The organism is Agrobacterium radiobacter (assembly GCF_040801995.1).
GTDB classification, from domain to species: Bacteria; Pseudomonadota; Alphaproteobacteria; order Rhizobiales; family Rhizobiaceae; genus Agrobacterium; species Agrobacterium radiobacter.
The window spans coordinates 722,873-740,169 of sequence record NZ_JBEGHX010000002.1; the positions used below are offsets into that span (position 1 = coordinate 722,873).

Here is a 17,297-nt window from a genome sequence, read left to right on the forward strand (position 1 = left end):
GCGATTATCCTTTGATCCCGCCGAAACTCATCTGGGTGATGTATTTCTGGGTGAAGATGTAAATGATCAGCACAGGCAGCAGATAGATGATGCCGACAGCGGCGATCATGCCGTAATTCACGCCCACGCTGTCCTGTGCCACGAAGAAGAGGTAGAGGCTCATCGTCATCTGGCTTTTTTCGATGAGCAGGGTCTGGACAAAGACATATTCTTCCCAGCCACGCAGAAAGGTGAAGGTGGCGACAGCTATCAGCCCGCTTCTGACCTGCGGCAGAACCACCATGCGAAAAGCCTGGAAACGGGTCGCGCCATCGGTGACGGCACTCATCTCGATGTCCCAGGGGACATTGTCGAAGAAGCCCTTGAGAACGAAGATCGCAAAGGGCAATTCCAGCGCGCTCATGACCAGCACGACACCGAAGAGATTGTTGAGAAGGCCCATATAATGCAGCTGCACGAAGATCGCGACAGTCAGCGCCAGTGCGGGAAATGCATGCAGCAGCAGAAGTCCGCGCAGGATGTTTTCACGTCCGGCAAAGGCAAAGCGCGACAGCGCATAGGCGGCCGGCGTGGCGACCAGCGCAACGATCAGGGTCTGGGAAGCGGCAAACAGCAGCGAGCTTCGCATGGCTGTCCAGACGGACGGCATCAGCGCAATGCGGGTATTACCGGTTTTCTCGATGTCACGGCTCCACAGGAAGCTGTAATTCTCGATGGTCAGATGCGGCAGCACAAGCACGAAGACCAGCGCCGCCACCACGACGCCGAGCGCGAGCCAGAGCAGTGCGGGGTTACGCAGGCGTGCTGAAAACAGCGCGATCGCAATCGCCCCGAAATAGGCCAGCGCGGCAATCGCGCCGCTGCGCCACAGCACCAGCCGGCTGAGATTGTCGTCGGAACTGGTCAGCGATTTCACCAGCAGCCAGAGATAGGGCAGGAGAACCGGGACGGAGACGACCGTGAGAAACACGAGGATGACGGGAAGGAAGCCGACACGATGGGCGCGGCTGCGTCTTTCAAGATGCGCCCAGTCCGGTTTCAGATCGGAGGCGCGCCGGGCGTGGCTTTGAACGAGCGTCATCACAGCACCTCGATTTTGGCGGGGGCAAAGGTCGCGCGCATGTTGCTGACGCGCCATTGAACGAGGGTCACGGCGACGCCGATGACCATCAGGCCGAGCGCCAGCGCCGCGCCATAGGCGTAAGCACCGTTTTCGAAGGCGCGCCGGTAGATATAAAGCGCATAGGTGGTGCTGTCGTAGACAGGGCCACCGCCGGTGATCAGCAGGATATATTCATAGGTCGTCATCAGCGACAGCGCCTGATAGAGCGTGATGAAACGGATCGGAGCCGAAAGCGCCGGTGCGATAACGTGGCGGAGCACGCCCCATTCGCTGGCGCCATCGACGCGCGCCGCATTGGCGAGATGCGAGGGTATCGAGCGGATCGACGATGTCAGGATGACCATGGCGAAGGATGCGCCGACGACGCCGTTCGCCACCACCACCAGAAACAGCGGAAAGTCGTTGCGCAGGTTGAGAGCCGGTGCGCCGAGCATACCGAGGAACTGGTTGAGCAGGCCGGAGGAGGTCGGATCGGCAATCCATATCCAGAGCACGCCGTAAAGCACGGCCGGGCTCATGCGCGGCAGCAGCCACAGGCCGCGGAAGAAATTGCCCAGCCTGTCGGGTATCGCCGTCGTCGTGACCGCCAGAAGTGCACCGAGGCCGATATTGAAGAGAAACAGCGTTGCGCCGACATAGATGAATGTCGTCAAAAGCACGACCGGCAAGCGTACATCACGCTGCACCATGCGCTGGAAATTCTCGACCGTGAATTTGCCGACCTTCAGATTCGCGCCCATATCGGTAAAGGCGATCACCAGATTGACGACGATCGGCGCCAGGAAAAAGACGCCGAGCAGGGCAAGAGCCGGCGCCAGATAAAAAATCGGCCGGGCCGGACGACGCGCCCTGAGCTGGAACTGAGACATTGGGATATACCGGTGGGAACACGGGAAAGCCGCCCGGCGTAACCGGGCGGCGTGGTGTCGGACAAAACTCAGTTGCTTGCGGCTTCGCGGATTTCGATATCCGCGCCGAATTGCAGTTCGAGTTCGTCGGCGATGAAATCGACTGCCTGTTCGGCCGTCATCTTGCCGGTCTCGACCGCCTGCAGGCCGCTGAACAGCACCTTGTTGTAGCTGCCGAACTTGGTGTGATTAGGCACGAACTGTGCGTCCTTCATCATCGGCGAAGCGGCGGAAAGAACCCAGTTGTCGCGGTATTTCGGCATGGCCGTCTGCGCGTTGCTGATGGCCGTGTGATAGGAAGTGACGGCGTGCTCGTTGTTGAAATAGGGCAAGGTCGCCAGCGCCACGAGATCGGCGGCAATATCGGCATTGGCGCTCTTCGGGTTGACGGTATAGAGCAACGGATGCGACAGGTTGGCCGGTTTGCCGCCCTTTTCGGCTGCCGGTGCGGAAATCCAGCCGATCTTGTTGAAATATCCTTCGCGATCGGTCGGCCAGGTTGCGCCGTTCTTGTCACCAACCTGCCAGGCAACGGCCCACACGCCCTGATGGAAGATGAAGGCCTTTTCCTGTTTGAAGGCGGTCTGGATGGCTTCCCAGCTCATGGCGGTATTGTCGACCGGCGTGACGCCCTGCTTGGCGTTGCGCTCATACCAGCCGAGCGCCTTCACCATTTCCGCCTTGGGGAAGACAAGCTTGCCGGTCTTTTCGTCCATGAACTTCACGCCATAGGACTGAAACACCATCAGATAGTCGATACCGACATTCGGGCGATGCAGCATGCCATATTGAGCGGCCTTGCCGTCGACCACTTCCTTCGACAGCGCGGTCAGATCATCGAGCGTGAATTCACCGGCATCGACCTTGGCCGGCAGGCTTTCGATAAAGGCCTCGTCCTTGCCGATCTTGCGCAGCATGTCCTTATTGTAGAAGAACATGCGGATTTCCGCGTCCTGTGGAATACCGTAAATCTTGCCGTCGGTGCCCTTGGCCGAATTCCAGAGGACCGGAAGAATATCGCCATAGACCCACGGGGCGGCGGCGATCCTGTCTTCCATCGGCATGGCATAACCGTCCTGCGCGAACTGGCCAATCCATTCATGCGGCAGAATGTAGATATCCGGCCCCTGCCCCACCGAAAATGCCTTCAGCGTATCGAGAGCGAAACCGTCCCAGCCCTGCACGCTGCTATTGTTCGTGTCGACGACGATGCGCTTGTCGACGCCGGCGGCCTTGAAGTGCGCGTTCATGATGCCGGCCGCCGCTTCAATGTTGGTGACGCGGGCGGGCGCGTTCTTGTCGGCGAGCGTCCAGAGTTTGACGTTGATGTCTTCGGCAAAGGCAATGGCCGGCAAAAGTGCGCCGATGGCGACCGTGGCCGCCAGGGAAAGAGATTTAAACATGAGGTGCATTCCCGTTGAAACTGATTATTTAATTAAGTTGCTTAATTTACAGCTTTATGACATTTCCGGCACTAAAGCTGGGAGAGCAGAACTTTGGCTGAGAAACGAAACGGCGGATTTGCGGGTATCGGCGCGACACAGGGCGCACTTCTGGGTTACATCAGGCGCAAGGGCTCGGCATCGCGGGTCGAACTTGCGGAATATTGCAACGTCACACCGGCGGCCGTGAGCATGATGACTCGCAACCTGCTGGAACGCGGTCTTATCGAGGAAGGCGCGCGCCGGCAGGAAGGCCGCGGCGCTCCCCATATCGACCTCATGCTCAAGAAAACCGTCGGTTATGCCCTCGGCGCCCATGCCAATCGTTATTCGGTGATGCTGACGCTGCTGAATTTCGGCGGGGAGATCGTTGGCGAATTGCAGATGCGCCGTTCCTATGACGCGTTTTCCGATGTCCAGCGGGCACTTGAGGAAGGATCCGAAGAGCTGCTTTCAAAAAACGCGATTAGCCGCAACGACCTGATCGGTGCGGCGATTGCCATGCCGACCCGCTTTCGCAACGAGGCGATGTCGCTCGATCTTGCTGACGAGGTCATTTCCTGGGCGGGTTCCGACCTTTCCACCATGCTGCGCGAGGCGCTGCGCTGCCCGGTGATTATCGAAAACGACGCCAATGCGGCGGCCATGGGCGAACTCACGCTCGGCAATACGGCGGGGCACGAAAATTTCGCCTATCTCTACCTATCCGAAGGTATCGGCGGCGGCATCATCATCAGGAACGAACTTTATCGCGGTTTTCTCGGCAATGCCGGCGAGATCGGCGCCCTGCGTGGTCGCGGAAACTCACGGCCCTCTTTCGAAGATTTGGCGGCCTGGTGCCTCGAGCATGTCGGCGAAAAACCCTCCGGACGGGCTCCTGACATCTGGACGGACTACCTGTCCCGCAACGCCGCCGTGCTTGACGCGTGGCTGGACCGGGCCGGGCCACAGGTTGCCCGCCTTGGCTTCGCCGTCAGCGCCGTATTGGCGCCCGACGCCATCTATGTCGGCGGCACGTTGCCGAGGATGGTGCGCGAAAAACTGGCGACGTGGCTGGATTATGAGGTTTCGGACCCGTTCAGCGGCGCTAAGGTCATCCAGCCACAAATCCTGCTGCCCGGGGTCGTCGCAACGGACCCCGTGGCCTTCGGCGCGGCGGCAATGATCCTGCACAGTATTGGCGAAACGGACTGAGGGCGTGCAAAGGGTGGCGACGGATGTTTCACCCCCCGAGATTGTGCACCATGAAATAAATCAGCCAGCAATGCGCGATCGCCAATATCGCCCAGGCCCATTTTGCCGCCCTGATATCGGAATCGACGACCCTGTTGCGGATCTCGGTCCTGGCCGGCGTCTCCTCCCGCGCTTGATCATCTCCGAGGGCGGGTGAGGGCAATGTCCGGGAAATCGGTTCGCTGACAACATAAAGCCTGTCATTGCGCAGAGGCGGGCACGACTCGTCATCAACGCTCTCCGCATCGGAAAGCGTATCGTCGCTGGAAGCGCAATTCACCGCCGCAAGTTGCGGTGACATCCCCCTGTTACGCACTTTACCTCTATTGAGCATCATAATTTTCCACACAATAAAAATAAAAATATTCCCTGACGACCTCCGATAAAGCCGCGCTTTACCGGGCATGCCGCAATCTGTGCAGTCCACGCCTTCACGCCCCAAAGACGTCCCCGCGATCAGGGCACCAGGGCTCCCGGCAGACCACGCCCGCCCGCATAGGGCTTTGTCTCCCGCTGGATCAGGAAGACGGATTTTTCCACCGGCAGCGGCTCGATCGTCCGATAACGCTGAAACCGCTTTGAGTATTCGAACCGGATGAACCTGTCGTCGAACTTCCCCGCCAGAACGCGATAGCCGTTGACGAATTCATTCAGGATTTCCAGCTCTTCTCCCCACACCCAGCCGCCGTAGGACGTTCCTTCATTCGACCGCAGCACGATCTCGAAAAAATGCCCGCCCGCCACCAACGGCATACGAAAGAGGATATCGAGATTATCCTCGTCCTCCTCATCGCCTTTCTTCGCCGACAGCCTGGCATGCGCGACCTTCGCATGGACCAGCGCCGAGACCGGATAGAACGGACGGCCCTTGAACCACATGAATTCACTGACCGCATATCCGACATCGTCGGCACGCTGATAAGGTTCGATGCGCGGCTCGAAGGCCATGTAGCTTCCGTTAAACGCTATCACTTTCGAAAAATCCCGATGCCTGCCTGCCGCATGTCCGCTGTTTTCCACCCGTCATTCATGCTTCTGTCTGCGACAATAGGCAGGCCGCGTCACACCAGCGTCAAATGGAATGCTATGATGACTTTCAATTTCCCGGGCACGTTGTTAGATGATGATTCATGAGGGGACGAAAGTGGCTGGGAACGCTGAACTGATACCGATCCGGCTTTTTGGCACCCCGCGCTGTGATGCGGTGCGGGAGGCATTTTTTCCGTCCAAGGGCTTCGCCCTCACTGCCGCCCTTATCCTTGCGCCGAACCAGTCCCTTTCCCGCCAGCATGCCGCATCGCTGCTGTGGGAAAATGTCGAGCAGAAAAGGGCTCTCGGCAATCTGCGGCAGCTGATCCTGCGCCTGCAGAAGCTTCCCAACGAGGATGAGGCGATCCTTCTGACCGAAGGAAACGATCTTAAGGCCGGCAAGCTGGCGCAGCGAACCGACCTTGCCATCTTCCTTGCCGGCGCAAGGGCCGAAGACCCGATGCGGCGGCTCAATGCGCTGCTTGAATTCGGCGGCGAGTTGCTGGAGGGGTTGGAGGCCGGACAGGATCATCTTTATCTCTGGCTGCTTTCCGAGCGCCGTCGTCTCAGGGACCTGTTCTTTTCCAGCTACACCCAGCTTCTGGAAGAATTGACGCGTTTTGGTCGCGCCAGTTCGAACGATATCGCCAGGCTTGCCGAATGCGCCTGCAAGATCGAGCCGGAGCGCGAAGAAACCTACCGCGCCGCCATGGCGGCCTATGCGCGGATCGGAAACATCAGCGCCTGCGAGGGCATGCACCAGCTTCTGATGGAGCAGCTCCGCCAGGAGGGGCGTTCCCCGGAAGCGGAAACCGTGGCGCTGAGGCGGAGAATACAAAGTCTGACCGCCACGATAACGGTCGCCGCCGAGCCGGAAGAGGGCAACCGCCGAAAATCCCAGACTAAACCCCGCGTCGCATTCGTTCGCCCGGCAAGGGTTGACGGGCAACCGGTCTCGCCGGTCATGCAGGCCTTCGTCGAGGATGTCGCCAACAGCCTTGTCCGATACCGGACCTTCACCGTCCTTTCGCCGCACAGCACCTTTGCACTGGCGCATCAGCGGGCCGATGACAGCTACGCCATGCTGCGGGCGGATTACCGTATCATTTCGACCGTGTTCGACGAAACCCGCATGTCGGTTGCCTTGATCGAGGATGCAAGCGGTGAAATCGTCTGGTCGCTGGAGGCAGTCCTGACCGAGCGGCATATCCACGCCGCCTTCCGGCTGCTGTCCAAACAGGTGGCCGCAGCACTTGCCCGCGAAATCGAGCGGCTTCAGGTGGAACCCGACCGCAACCATAGCGGCGAGGCCTATCGGCAATTGCTGGAGGGCCAGCAGCTTCTGCGCGGCAAATGCGACCTGCCGCTTCTTCGAAGAGCCCGCTCGATGTTCCGCAAGGCGGTCGATCTCGACCATAGCCTGGCGGTTGCCCGCGCCCGTGTGGCGCAGAGCCTGCAGCTGGAATGGCTGATGCTTGGCGGCAATGATCCCCATCTCCTGCATCGCGCCAAGGCGGAAGCGGATTCCTCCGTCGAGATCGACCCCGCTCTTGGTGTCGGCCACTGGATGTGCGCAGTGGTGGCGCTCTACCAGCGGGATTTCGACATCTCCGCCGAAAAATTCTTCGAGGCGGAGGCGCTGGCGCCTAACTCCGCCGACCTCCTGCTTCAGCATGCCGATGCGCTCGCCCATTTCGGAGATGCGGAAATCGCCTGGGAGAAATTTCAGCAGGCCATCGACCTCAATCCGCTTGCGCCCGACATCTACTGGTGGGCCGGCGCCAGCATCGCGTTCAAGCGCGAGGATTACGGCACGGCGGTGGAACTGTGCGGGCGGATGGAAAATGACGAGCCGGCGCTGCGCGTTCTGACCGCAAGCCACGCTTTGCATGGCGATTTGGTCGCCGCCCGCGAAACCGGCAGCAGGCTTAAGGAAAACTATCCGGGTATGACGGCGAGGGAGATCAGCAGCCTGTCTCCAGACCGGGACCCGGTAGCGAATGAAAAATTCTATCACGCACTTCGATTAGCTGGGATCAAATAGGAGATATTATGTCCTCGCATTTCTTCATTGTCGGAAAAAAGGGTTTCGGCGTTCTCTTCATTCGCACGGCGCCGCTGCGGGTTGCGTCCGTGTCGCATGAGACGATTGCCGCCTATGAAGCCAACCATCCCGGCGTGGATGGTTATGCCCGCGTGGCAGCGGCCGCAAAGTCCATGCTCGTTCGTCAGAACGGCCAGCCTGAAGCGGAACTGGACCAGGTTCAGATTCAGGGCATCGAAGCCCTCGTCGCCGGTGGCGCCGTGGTTTCCGAAGCCGATTTCGCCTTTATCGGCGAAGTGAGCGACGCCGGCTGGGATTTCAACCGCATGGTACAGGCGCCGATCGAAGCCGCCCTCAAGGCTGTCGGCCCGGCCGGCTCCGTCACCGGCGAGCTGTTCGACGCCATCCTTGCCGACGACGGCAACGCGGCACCCTGATCGCGGTCGCGCAGCCTTGACCGGCGCCGATGCTCCCATGTCAGCGACCGCGGCTTCAAGGCAGGCAGACGCTTCATTCTTCGATCCCGGACTGCTTCGGCGGTTCGGGATTACCCGTGTCGGCGATGTCACCGGCCTCGACATCATCGGCATTCCCGTCTGGTTCGCCACCCGGCCCAATTCACGCGGGCTGTCGGTATCGCAGGGCAAGGGGCTTGTCGCGGAACAGGCCCGGCTATCGGCGATCATGGAGGCAATCGAAGGCGCGGTTGCCGAAGACACCCGCAAACATATCGCCATTTTCGGCTCCATTCAGGAGATGCGGGACAAAGGCGTTCCCCTGGTTCCTTTCGAAACCGTCGGCCGGGTCGATCCGGACACTCTCCATCCGCAAAAAGAACGCGCCTGGGTAAAGGGAACATCCATTCGCCACCAGCGGGAGGTTTTTGCCCCTTATGAACTCGTCGGCATGGATTTCCGCGTGGATTTCCCATGGGACCGGCGAGCCTTGCGCATGAGTTCCCAAGGGCTCGCGGCCGGATTCGACCATGACCATGCGGTTCTCCATGCCCTGCTCGAACTCATTGAAAATGACGCCTGCTTCCTCGTCGACACTTTCGAAACACGCGCCATCGCACCTCAACCGATCCTCATTCCGGCGGGCGTCGATCCTTCCCTTGACGGTCTTGTTCAACGCCTGTCGGATATCGGGCTGCTGCCGTCCTTCTTCGACATGACGAATGGGCTTGGCGTGCCGGTGGTGATGGCGAGCCTGTCCCGCTCTCTTCAGGCTAAGGACGGGCCGACCACCCGCAGCGCCGCGGGCGCGGCCTGCCGGCTTGATATGCATGGCGCTGCGATTGCTGCGCTGCTGGAGGCGATCCAGTCGCGATTGACCGATATCAGCGGCGCGAGGGACGATCTTTCCCCTCTCCGCTACCAGCGGGATATGGTTGCGGCCGGGCCTTCGGCCTCCGGCGCACCGCCGGTGGAAAGGGTGCCGGTCAATCTCGATTTTGCAGATAGTGCCGTGTCTTCGCCGCCATGGCGCCAGCTTGCGACGCACCTTTTCGCCGGCGGCATCGAGGATATCTATGTCTTTCCTTTGGAAACGGACGTAGCCGGCCTGCATGTGGTGCGGGTTCTGGCAAGTGGCCTTGCCCCGGCCGGCGGCGGGCTCCAGCACATCTCGCAGCGCACCCTCGATCACTTGCTGACTGTCGGAGGCCTCGGATGAAGCCGGTGGTTTTTGCAGGCCCGTCCATCCACGGCATCGCCGGCGAACATATGTCCGGCCTCGATCTTCGCGGTCCCGCGGCTTGCGGCGATATTTTCGATGCGGTCCGGCAAGGCATCGGGGCAATCGGGCTGATCGACGGGCTTTACGGCGATTGCGCCGCCGTCTGGCACAAGGAAATCCTCTATGCGCTGTCCAGCGGCGTCAGCGTTTTCGGCGCCGCCAGCATGGGTGCGCTCCGGGCGGCGGAATGCGCTTCCTTCGGTATGATCGGCATCGGTGAGATTTTCGAGGCCTACCGGAACGGGCAACGTTTTTCCGATGCCGATGTGGCGGTGAGCCATGCACCCGGCGAACTCGCCTACCGCCCGCTGACAGTCGCGCTGGTCGACGCCGAAGCGACGCTTGCGGCCTGCCGTGAAGCGCTCACCCCGGAGCAATATGACGCGCTCGCGCGTGCCGCCAGCAACCTGCATTTTACCCGCAGGACATGGCGCTCCATCGCTGCCGAAGCCGGCCTCGGCTCTGTGACGGCAGATTTGCTCGCGGCCAATGCGGTTTCCGTCAAGAGAAACGATGCGACGAGGCTTCTGGCGGTGCTCTCGGGCGAGACGCTGCCATTCCCGCCGCCATCATGGAAACTGCAGAACACGATGTTTTTCCAGCAATTGACTGCACGGCAGACGGCAGGGGACAAGACGTCTTGAACGCCGTCCAGTCCACGGCACTGCCTTTGGTGCCCGATTGCGGTGGGCTGATCCGCACGATCGCGTTCGCATTGCCTGCCGCCTTTTTTGCGGACAACGGACCCGCTGACACCGTTTCTCCGCTCATTCCCATCGGAAACCTGCTTTCAGCCCTGCCTGCGGATATCGCTGCCGCTATCGTGGTCGATCGCGCCTGTGTTGCGCCCGCACAAAGCTGGCTCGACGGCCTGCCAACCCACTGCCCCACCGAGTTGATACCCCTTGCCGGAAACGACAGCGTTTCGCATCCATGGCTGCAGGATATGCTCCATGTGCGGAGAAATGATCGCGACGGATATGCCAGTGCGGAGTTTGTTTTGGCGGCGGAAAAGGCCGTCGGGGTCAGTCTGGCCGAGCATCTGGGAGCGGCAACTAGGTATTCCGATGTCGCCTTGGCGGGGGGCAATCAGCTCGTCGGCCCGGATTTTCGGCTGGTGGGCCATTCTAGCCTGCAGGATGACAGTGGGATCGGAAGAAATGCGGCCATCCCGTCGCAACGATGGCGAAAGGTTGAGGCTCTCGACGACCGAAGCGTGTTCAGTTTCGGGTATCGGCCGGAGGATCTCGGCACTATCCCGGCATCTCTGACTCCTTCCGCGACTCCAATTTGCGGAGCGGAGATTGCCGGCGAAAGAATGCACCAATGCGGCTTCCACGTTGACCAGTTCGTTTCCGTCACCGGTCTGAGAAGCGGGGGCCGGCCGTTATTGCTCGTTGCCGATCCCGTCGCGCATGGCGGATGCAATGCCCGCGCCGCAACCGATCTGAAACGAAAGCTGGACGCCTCGGCCCTTTCGCTTGTGCGGCAAGGCTTTGCGATTGAACGAAATCCCATCCCGGTTTCACCGGCCATCGATACCAACAAATGCCTGCCCAGGCTTTACAACAATGTCCTTCTTGAAAATGTCACACGTTCCGGTCAGAAACGGCCATTCGTCTGGATTCCGCATTTCGGCGATAGGGAAGCGCTTGAGGAATTCGACGCGATGAATCGGAAAATTTGGGACAGATTCGGCTTTCAGGCCATCGGTGTGGCCGGATGGAGCCATCTTTCAAGCCGCAACGGTGCGTTGCGTTGCGCGACAAAAATAATAAATCGCGGCCCGGACACGCGATTATGAACAAAAAACCGTGCTATTTTGTCAATAAAGCTTCATAATACCCGTGGAAATTGTGTTGAATGTATACCTTCAACAATATTAATTGATAATCATCGGATTTAAGAACCTCAACCGGAGGAATTTGTAATGCAGGCCAAACTACCCAGCCCGATCGACGTCCATGTCGGCGCACAGATCAGAATGCGCCGCAAGTCGCTCGGCATGAGTCAGAGTGCGCTGGCCGGGCGATTGGGCATCACCTTCCAGCAGGTACAGAAATATGAGAAGGGCGCCAACCGCGTCGGCGCGTCCCGTCTGCAGGCCATTGCGTCGATCCTCGGCGTGGATGTCAGTTCCCTGTTTGCCAATGCCACGCCCGATGGCGACCCGGCCAATCCGGCCCTTGGCACGATCAATGCCATGCAGACCTTCGTGGCTTCGAACGAAGGTTTTTCGCTCAACCAGGCCTTTTCGCGCATCAAGAGCGCCGCCGTGCGCAGAAGCATCGTCGCCCTCGTGACATCGCTCGCGGCGACTGAAGCGGCGGAAAATGCCAGCGCGCCGGCAGACAAAAACGACAATTGACGCAGGTGTGACGCTCGCGTGACGCTCGATATGGTCGAAATGAACAACGCAACATCAAAGCGTTTTCATACTGTCGACTGTCGAGAGGGAATCATGGTGGCGTCTACCACAGCTATACTTGAACAGGACAATGCAGACGAGATTCTCGCGCTCGGGCGGATGGTTTCCTATCTTTGCCAGCGCTCGAAGGCTCTGGAACTGGGCATGTCGACCTATTTTCTGGAAATGGCATTGCTGTCGCTGGCCCAGGACATCAATCAGCAGGGTCTGCCGTCGGTAAGCACAGAAATCAATGTCAGCGCCCTGGCACAGGCCGACCTGCATTGAACGCTTTCGCAACGGCATGAACCCGCGGGAGTGAGCGTTTCCGCGCCGGCCTCCAGTCGTGAAAGCTTGGGAACATTCTTGCCTGTCCGGCTGGCTCCATCCAGCCGGAGAGTCATTTGCATATCTTCCTCCACATTTTATTGGCGCAAGCCATGAGTGAGGCCCGGTTTTACCGGGCCTCACTTCATATCAAGGCACCGCGCGGCGAAGCTCGATGGCAGCGGCAACCATGTTGACGAGTGCCGGCCTGACCTCTTCCCACTTGCGGCTCTTCAGGCCGCAATCCGGGTTGATCCAGAGCTGCCGGTCGTCAAGCCGCTCCCGCGCCAGCGCCAGAAGATCGACCATTTCTCCGACATCAGGCACACGCGGCGAGTGGATGTCGTAGACGCCGGGACCGATCTGGTTCGGATATTTGTAAGTCCGAAACGCATCCAGCAACTCCATCTTTGACCGCGAGGTCTCGATGGAGATCACGTCGGCATCCATCGCCGCAATGGCATCGATAATCTGGTTGAATTCGGAATAGCACATATGGGTGTGCACCTGTGTGCGGTCGTCCACGCCGCTGGAGCAAATGCGGAAGCATTCCACCGCCCAGCCGAGATAATCCTGCCAGTCCCGGTGCCGAAGCGGCAGGCCTTCGCGAAGAGCTGCCTCATCGATCTGGATCATCTGTGCCCCGGCCGCCTCGAGATCGTTGACCTCGTCGCGGATGGCGAGCGCGATCTGCCGGCATGTCAGGCTTCTGGCGATATCATCGCGGACAAAGGACCAGTTAAGGATCGTCACCGGTCCGGTCAGCATGCCCTTGACGGGTTTGTCGGTGAGCGATTGGGAATATTCCCACCAGCGGACCGTCATCGGCTTCGGACGCGACACATCACCGAAGATGATGGGCGGACGCACGTAACGCGAGCCGTAACTCTGCACCCACGCATGCTGGGTAAAGGCGAAGCCGGACAGCTGCTCGCCAAAATATTGCACCATGTCATTGCGCTCGAACTCGCCGTGAACAAGCACATCGAGACCGATATCCTCCTGCCAGCGGATGGCCGCTTCCGTTTCTTTCTGCAGGAATGTTTCATACTGCGCATCGCTCAGGGCGCCCTTCGAATGCGCTGATCGGGCCTTGCGCACCTCCGGCGTCTGCGGGAAGGAGCCGATGGTGGTCGTCGGGAAAAGCGGCAGCGCAATGGCTTGCGACTGCAGCTTCTGGCGCTCGGCAAACGGGCTTAGCCGCTTCCTGTCGGCATCGCCGATCGTCGCGATACGCTTTTGCACGGCGGCATCCGTTACCTTAGGCGAGGATGGGCGTGCGGCAACCGCCTTCGAGGCAGCCTCCAGTTCCGGGGTTACAGCGGCCTTGCCCTCACCGAGAGCCTTGCCAAGCGTGGCAATCTCGTCGAGCTTCTGGCTGGCAAAGGAAAGCCAGCTTTTCAGATCGGCATCGAGGCCGGTTTCCAGTTCCAAATCGACCGGAACATGCAGCAGCGAGCAGGACGGCGCAATCTGAAACGCCGCCGCACCGCGTGACGCGATGATGGGTTCCAATCGGGTGACGATTGCGGCGAGATCAGCACGCCAGATGTTGCGGCCATCGATGACGCCCAGCGACAGAACGCGATTTTCCGGCAGCGCCTTCAACACCGCCTCCAACGCAGTGGGTGCTCGCAGCAGATCGACATGAAGGCCGGCAACCGGCAGCGCGGTGACGGTTTCGAGATTGTCCTCAAGCCCACCGAAATAGGTGGCGAGCAGGATCTTCAGATCCGGCGCGGCCCTGGACAAAGCCTGATAGGCCACAACCAGCGCATGACGCTCCCCCTCGGAAAGGTCCAGCACGGCGACCGGCTCGTCGATCTGCACCCAGTCTGCGCCTGCCGCGTGCAGGCGGCGCAGCAGCTCTTCATAGACAGGCAGCAGCCTCGCCAGCAGATCAAGCGGCTTGAAAGCAGCTTCACGCGCCTTGGCAAGCTTCAGGAACGTGACCGGACCGAGAATGACCGGACGCGTATGGATGCCGAGCGCCTTCGCCTCAAGGAAGTGGTCCACCGGCTTTTGCGAGGTCAGTTCGAAATGCTGATCCTCGGAGACCTCCGGCACCATGTAATGATAGTTGGTGTCGAACCATTTGGTCATTTCCAGCGCCGGAACGCCATGACCATGATGCGAATGCCCTTCATGCACATGGCCGCAGCCTGCATGCCCCTCGCTCTGGCTGCCGCGCGCCATGGCGAAATAGGTCGAGAGGGAAACATCTCCACCCGCCCATCCATAGAGGGATGGAACGGCGCCCACCATCACGGCCGTATCGAGGACATGATCGTAGAGAGAAAAATCATTGGAGGGGATGTGGCTAATCCCCTTCTCCTGCTGAAGCACCCAGTTTTCGGCGCGCAGCCTGGCGGCGGTTTCGAGAAGTTCCGTTTCGGAAATCTTTCCGGACCAGAAGCCTTCAAGCGCGAACTTCAATTCGCGATGACGGCCGATCCTCGGGAAACCGAGCGATGCGACTGGAATGGTCTTGTCTGACATTGTCATACCCCATTTGGTTGTGGGGGCATGGGTAAAGCGGACGCGTGCAGGTCCGGCTTGCCGAACCATTGCAGCAACCACCGGGACACCCCGCCCGTGGACGTTATTTTGTCCTGGCAGGTCTCCTGGCTTACGGGTCGCCGCCTTTGTCCGTCTTCCCGGAGTTCACCCCAGTGACGTCTTGGACAAAGGCTCGCCGCTTACAGTTGCGGGGGCAGCTCCGGTCTTGCCGATCGTCGGCGCACCGGATTCCCTCTTAGCTCCGGGATTGAAATAATCAGGCCCGGAGAACCATGACACCCGCATTTCTCACTACGGGCGTCACAATGTCAATAGACATAAAGAAATCTTTATATCTTTATTTCATTTAAAGGCAGGTATCAGGAGACGACCGCGCCCGGGCCCGCAACAGCGCCAGACGGCACCTTGCCCAGAATGATCATGCCGAGAACCTCGTCCTTCGTCACATCTTCCGTGCGGGCATGGCCGACCACCTTGCCGTTCTTCATCACGAATACCCTGTCCGCCAAGTCGAAGACGTCATGGATATCGTGGCTGATGAGGAAGATGCCGATGCCCTGCCGTTTCAGCTCCTTGACGAGATCACCGACCTGCGCGGTTTCCTGCGGCCCGAGCGCCGCCGTCGGTTCGTCCATGATGAGGATGCGGGCATCGAATAGAATGGCGCGGGCGATGGCGACGGACTGCCGCTGGCCGCCGGACAGTGCCTTCACCGGCTCCTTGAACCGCCGGAAATTGGGGTTGAGACGTCCCATCACCTCGCGGGCCGAAGCCTCCATGGCGACATCATCAAGCGTGCCCCATTTCGTCTTCAGCTCGCGGCCGAGATAAAGATTGGCCGCCGCATCGACATTATCCGCCACCGCCAGCGTCTGGTAGATGGTTTCAATGCCGTATTTCTTGGCGTCGCGGGGATTGCGGATATCCGCATCCTCGCCATTGATGAGGATTTCGCCCTCATCCCGCCGGTAGGCGCCGGACAATATCTTGATGAGCGTCGATTTGCCCGCGCCATTGTGGCCGAGAAGGGCGACCACCTCACCGGGGAAAAGATCGACTGAGGCGTTTTCCACCGCATGGATACCGCCGAAGGAAATGGAAATATTGCGCATTTCCACGAGGGGCGTGACTTGTTCCGTCATTGGGATTCTCCTCGGTTCTTACTTGGCGCGGGCGCGGTAGATGGTGTCGAGCCAGACGGCGACGACCAGAACCACACCGACGACGATGCGCTGGAAGGGCGTGTCGATGCCCACCAGCACCATGCCGGATTGCAGCGATTGCATGACGAGCGCGCCGAGCATCGCGCCCGCTATGGTGCCGACGCCGCCGGCGAGCGAGGTGCCGCCAATGACCGCCGCCGCGATCGTATAAAGTTCGTCCAGTTCACCCTGGGCGTTGGTTGCCGCGTTGAGGCGGGCTGTCGAAATCGCCGCTGCGATGGCGCACAGAACACCCATCAGCGTGAATATCTTCACCGTGACCCAGCGGGTCTTGATGCCGGCGAGTTCGGCTGCTTCCGGGTTACCGCCGATGGCGAATACATAACGTCCGAAGCGCAGCCGCGTGGCGATGAAGGTCATCACTGCACCAACGGCGAGCGCTATCAGCACCGGAATGGCGATGCCGTGCGGAATGAACAGGCCGCCGTCCGGCCAGGTGATGCCATTGGCATCGGCATAATTGCGGGCGATGTTGATCGGCCAGGGATAGCTGTTGACGACAGCCACAAAACCGATGACGACGAAGCAGCCGAGTGCCACCAGGAAATATTCCGCCCAGACCGGCCGCAGTGGAAAGCCGAAACGGCGGCGCTGGTGACGGGAATTGAGGATTGCCGCAACGATGGCGACGCAGGCAACGATAGCGGCGATCCAGCTCCATGTCGCGCCGATCGAGCCGCTGGTGCCGCCGCCCATCAGGCGGAAGGTGGAATCCATAGGCGCCACGGTGCGACCGCTGGTGACGAACCAGGTGCCGCCGCGCCAGACCAGCAGACCGCCGAGCGTGACGATGAAGGACGGCACATTCAGGAAGGCGATGATAGAGCCCTGCAGCATGCCGATGGCGCCGCCGACGAGAATGCCGACCAGAAGCGTGACGATCCATGTCGCCCAATGTTCGAAGCCGAGTATCTGCGGCAGGATCTCCGCTTGCGTGACACCCATGATCATGCCGGAAAAACCGAGGATCGACCCGACCGACAGGTCGATATTGCGGGTGACGATGACGAGCACCATACCGGTCGCCATGACAGCCACGGACGCGGTCTGCACGGAAAGGTTCCAGAGGTTTCGCGGCGTCAGGAACAGGCCGCCGGACAGGATATGAAATCCGATCCAGATCAGAAGAAGCGCGCCGACCATGCCGAGCAGGCGGGTATCAAGCTCCGTTGCGCTGATGAAGCGCGCGATGGAGCCTGTCTTTTCCGTCTTGGCGGACGCTGGGGAATTGGATTGGGTCATATCGGCCATGAACTGCCGGTGCTCCTCACATCTTAAAAGGCGCTGCGCCATGAACCATGGCG

The 17,297-nt window shown here is 60.1% G+C and carries 16 protein-coding genes and 1 riboswitch; of the genes, 8 read left to right on the forward strand and 8 right to left on the reverse strand.

Features of this window, described 5'->3' with window-relative positions:
- Nucleotides 1-4 precede the first annotated feature (4 nt).
- The 3 genes from MRBLRC7O_RS17205 to MRBLRC7O_RS17215 form a co-directional block, all read right to left on the reverse strand.
- Nucleotides 5-1,081 (reverse strand): carbohydrate ABC transporter permease, encoded by a 1,077-nt coding sequence (locus MRBLRC7O_RS17205; protein WP_003509549.1) that lies wholly within the window; start codon nucleotides 1,079-1,081, stop codon nucleotides 5-7.
- Nucleotides 1,081-1,992 carry a carbohydrate ABC transporter permease gene (locus tag MRBLRC7O_RS17210; protein WP_111792167.1) on the reverse strand — a complete coding sequence of 304 codons (912 nt, stop codon included), beginning with the start codon at nucleotides 1,990-1,992 and terminating at the stop codon, nucleotides 1,081-1,083. Before MRBLRC7O_RS17210 ends, MRBLRC7O_RS17205 begins: the two co-directional genes overlap by 1 nt.
- A 68-nt stretch (nucleotides 1,993-2,060) precedes the next feature.
- Entirely contained in the window at nucleotides 2,061-3,434 is a 1,374-nt protein-coding gene (locus MRBLRC7O_RS17215; RefSeq protein WP_112539552.1) for an ABC transporter substrate-binding protein, read from the reverse strand.
- Between the two features lie 93 nt (nucleotides 3,435-3,527).
- Between MRBLRC7O_RS17215 and MRBLRC7O_RS17220 the strand changes: the two genes are divergently transcribed.
- Nucleotides 3,528-4,667 (forward strand): ROK family transcriptional regulator, encoded by a 1,140-nt coding sequence (locus MRBLRC7O_RS17220; protein WP_060724936.1) that lies wholly within the window; start codon nucleotides 3,528-3,530, stop codon nucleotides 4,665-4,667.
- Between the two features lie 28 nt (nucleotides 4,668-4,695).
- Here MRBLRC7O_RS17220 and MRBLRC7O_RS17225 read toward each other — a convergent pair whose 3' ends face one another.
- Together MRBLRC7O_RS17225 and MRBLRC7O_RS17230 are read right to left on the reverse strand one after the other, a co-directional pair.
- The gene (locus tag MRBLRC7O_RS17225) at nucleotides 4,696-5,112 is read right to left on the reverse strand and encodes a hypothetical protein (RefSeq protein ID WP_223567331.1); all 417 of its coding nucleotides are present in this window, start codon (nucleotides 5,110-5,112) and stop codon (nucleotides 4,696-4,698) included.
- Nucleotides 5,113-5,162: 50 nt separating this feature from the next.
- A complete protein-coding gene (locus MRBLRC7O_RS17230) occupies nucleotides 5,163-5,654 on the reverse strand; it encodes a hypothetical protein (protein ID WP_003509559.1) in 492 nt (163 codons plus the stop codon).
- 172 nt (nucleotides 5,655-5,826) lie between these two features.
- Between MRBLRC7O_RS17230 and MRBLRC7O_RS17235 the strand changes: the two genes are divergently transcribed.
- The 7 genes from MRBLRC7O_RS17235 (at nucleotide 5,827) to MRBLRC7O_RS17265 (ending at nucleotide 12,211) form a co-directional block, all read left to right on the forward strand.
- On the forward strand, nucleotides 5,827-7,779 hold the full coding sequence (locus MRBLRC7O_RS17235) for an AfsR/SARP family transcriptional regulator (RefSeq protein ID WP_065695112.1): 1,953 nt from the start codon (nucleotides 5,827-5,829) through the stop codon (nucleotides 7,777-7,779).
- Between the two features lie 8 nt (nucleotides 7,780-7,787).
- Nucleotides 7,788-8,216 carry a hypothetical protein gene (locus MRBLRC7O_RS17240; protein WP_060724938.1) on the forward strand — a complete coding sequence of 143 codons (429 nt, stop codon included), beginning with the start codon at nucleotides 7,788-7,790 and terminating at the stop codon, nucleotides 8,214-8,216.
- Nucleotides 8,217-8,253: 37 nt separating this feature from the next.
- A complete protein-coding gene (locus MRBLRC7O_RS17245; RefSeq protein WP_060724992.1) occupies nucleotides 8,254-9,453 on the forward strand; it encodes a YcaO-like family protein in 1,200 nt (399 codons plus the stop codon).
- Nucleotides 9,450-10,160 carry a TfuA-like protein gene (locus tag MRBLRC7O_RS17250; RefSeq protein ID WP_060724939.1) on the forward strand — a complete coding sequence of 237 codons (711 nt, stop codon included), beginning with the start codon at nucleotides 9,450-9,452 and terminating at the stop codon, nucleotides 10,158-10,160. The genes MRBLRC7O_RS17245 and MRBLRC7O_RS17250 overlap by 4 nt, the downstream gene beginning before the upstream one ends.
- Nucleotides 10,157-11,320, forward strand: coding sequence for a hypothetical protein (locus MRBLRC7O_RS17255; RefSeq protein WP_031234105.1), 1,164 nt, complete (start codon nucleotides 10,157-10,159; stop codon nucleotides 11,318-11,320). Before MRBLRC7O_RS17250 ends, MRBLRC7O_RS17255 begins: the two co-directional genes overlap by 4 nt.
- A 126-nt stretch (nucleotides 11,321-11,446) precedes the next feature.
- The gene (locus tag MRBLRC7O_RS17260) at nucleotides 11,447-11,884 is read left to right on the forward strand and encodes a helix-turn-helix domain-containing protein (protein WP_003509569.1); all 438 of its coding nucleotides are present in this window, start codon (nucleotides 11,447-11,449) and stop codon (nucleotides 11,882-11,884) included.
- Nucleotides 11,885-11,977: 93 nt separating this feature from the next.
- On the forward strand, nucleotides 11,978-12,211 hold the full coding sequence (locus tag MRBLRC7O_RS17265) for a hypothetical protein (RefSeq protein WP_003509570.1): 234 nt from the start codon (nucleotides 11,978-11,980) through the stop codon (nucleotides 12,209-12,211).
- A 189-nt stretch (nucleotides 12,212-12,400) separates the two neighbouring features.
- Here MRBLRC7O_RS17265 and metE read toward each other — a convergent pair whose 3' ends face one another.
- The 3 genes from metE to MRBLRC7O_RS17280 form a co-directional block, all read right to left on the reverse strand.
- Nucleotides 12,401-14,749, reverse strand: coding sequence for a 5-methyltetrahydropteroyltriglutamate--homocysteine S-methyltransferase (gene metE / locus MRBLRC7O_RS17270; RefSeq protein ID WP_112539607.1), 2,349 nt, complete (start codon nucleotides 14,747-14,749; stop codon nucleotides 12,401-12,403).
- Nucleotides 14,750-14,847: 98 nt separating this feature from the next.
- Nucleotides 14,848-15,060, reverse strand: a riboswitch (cobalamin riboswitch).
- A gap of 69 nt (nucleotides 15,061-15,129) precedes the next feature.
- Nucleotides 15,130-15,912: an ATP-binding cassette domain-containing protein gene (locus tag MRBLRC7O_RS17275; RefSeq protein WP_020812931.1), complete on the reverse strand. Its 783-nt coding sequence runs from the start codon at nucleotides 15,910-15,912 to the stop codon at nucleotides 15,130-15,132.
- 18 nt (nucleotides 15,913-15,930) lie between these two features.
- Nucleotides 15,931-17,244, reverse strand: coding sequence for a sugar ABC transporter permease (locus MRBLRC7O_RS17280; RefSeq protein WP_020812930.1), 1,314 nt, complete (start codon nucleotides 17,242-17,244; stop codon nucleotides 15,931-15,933).
- Nucleotides 17,245-17,297: the final 53 nt, after the last annotated feature.

Excerpts from the sequence above, each read along its gene's own strand:
- MRBLRC7O_RS17280 (WP_020812930.1), bottom strand. The coding sequence starts at position 17,244 with ATGGCCGATATGACCCAATCCAATTCCCCAGCGTCCGCCAAGACGGAA.
- MRBLRC7O_RS17230 (WP_003509559.1), bottom strand. The coding sequence starts at position 5,654 with ATGGCCTTCGAGCCGCGCATCGAACCTTATCAGCGTGCCGACGATGTC.
- MRBLRC7O_RS17225 (WP_223567331.1), bottom strand. The coding sequence starts at position 5,112 with ATGCCCGGTAAAGCGCGGCTTTATCGGAGGTCGTCAGGGAATATTTTT.
- metE (WP_112539607.1), bottom strand. The coding sequence starts at position 14,749 with ATGTCAGACAAGACCATTCCAGTCGCATCGCTCGGTTTCCCGAGGATC.
- MRBLRC7O_RS17245 (WP_060724992.1), top strand. The coding sequence starts at position 8,254 with ATGTCAGCGACCGCGGCTTCAAGGCAGGCAGACGCTTCATTCTTCGAT.
- MRBLRC7O_RS17275 (WP_020812931.1), bottom strand. The coding sequence starts at position 15,912 with ATGACGGAACAAGTCACGCCCCTCGTGGAAATGCGCAATATTTCCATT.
- MRBLRC7O_RS17205 (WP_003509549.1), bottom strand. The coding sequence starts at position 1,081 with ATGACGCTCGTTCAAAGCCACGCCCGGCGCGCCTCCGATCTGAAACCG.
- MRBLRC7O_RS17215 (WP_112539552.1), bottom strand. The coding sequence starts at position 3,434 with ATGTTTAAATCTCTTTCCCTGGCGGCCACGGTCGCCATCGGCGCACTT.
- MRBLRC7O_RS17210 (WP_111792167.1), bottom strand. The coding sequence starts at position 1,992 with ATGTCTCAGTTCCAGCTCAGGGCGCGTCGTCCGGCCCGGCCGATTTTT.
- MRBLRC7O_RS17260 (WP_003509569.1), top strand. The coding sequence starts at position 11,447 with ATGCAGGCCAAACTACCCAGCCCGATCGACGTCCATGTCGGCGCACAG.
- MRBLRC7O_RS17235 (WP_065695112.1), top strand. The coding sequence starts at position 5,827 with ATGATGATTCATGAGGGGACGAAAGTGGCTGGGAACGCTGAACTGATA.
- MRBLRC7O_RS17240 (WP_060724938.1), top strand. The coding sequence starts at position 7,788 with ATGTCCTCGCATTTCTTCATTGTCGGAAAAAAGGGTTTCGGCGTTCTC.
- MRBLRC7O_RS17250 (WP_060724939.1), top strand. The coding sequence starts at position 9,450 with ATGAAGCCGGTGGTTTTTGCAGGCCCGTCCATCCACGGCATCGCCGGC.
- MRBLRC7O_RS17265 (WP_003509570.1), top strand. The coding sequence starts at position 11,978 with ATGGTGGCGTCTACCACAGCTATACTTGAACAGGACAATGCAGACGAG.